This window comes from Vibrio sp. Y176 (assembly GCF_033438945.1).
Window position 1 is genome coordinate 1 of record NZ_JAWOQS010000664.1, and the last position, 649, is coordinate 649.

The window sequence follows — 649 nt, forward strand, 5'->3', positions numbered from 1 at the left end:
ATATAGCGATTGACTGCATCGTAGTAGTTTTTTGTAGTAACGAGCATTACCACAATGAATAGAACTAAAGGAAAGAAAACAACAAATGAGAGGCTAAATCGCCTTTGGTTAACCATTGAGTACCATTGTTTAAGTGTTCGCCTCTCATATGCATCGGCTTAAAGAGGCTGTTTATAGTTATTAATGAACATATTCACAAATTTTAATAAATATAGAATGCGGTGTCACTTCACTTGCCACAAATTGATACTTAATGCTGCCATATTGACAGAAACATGACCTTCATAATCAATTATTTCACACTTATCTAATAATTGATGCAAGTGTTTCGCATTCAAGCCTAACTGCCACAATGGTAGGTCAATCGTGCTTTCTTGTAGACCAATATTGACTGCAACAATGATCGTCTCTTCACCAAGCTGTCTTGCATAAGCAAATGCCCTTTCGTCACAATAAAGCCATTGCATGCTGCCAGATTGTAGGGCTTTGAACTGTTTGCGAATTTCAATCCACTGTTGGTACAGATGGATCCAATGCGAACCCTGAACTAAATGCCAAGGGAAACAACGTCTGTTATCTGGGTCAAAGCTTCCCTCAAGACCGACTTCACTACCATAATAAATGCATGGTGCGCCGACATAAGTCATGA

Annotated in this window: 1 protein-coding gene; it reads right to left on the minus strand. The window is 38.8% G+C overall.

Annotation, left to right across the window (positions count from 1 at the left end; genetic code table 11):
• Positions 1 to 224: 224 nt before the first annotated feature.
• Positions 225 to 649, minus strand: a 425-nt coding sequence (locus R7O13_RS27945; RefSeq protein WP_318305333.1) for an alpha-glucosidase C-terminal domain-containing protein, incomplete at its 5' end; no start/stop codon positions are given.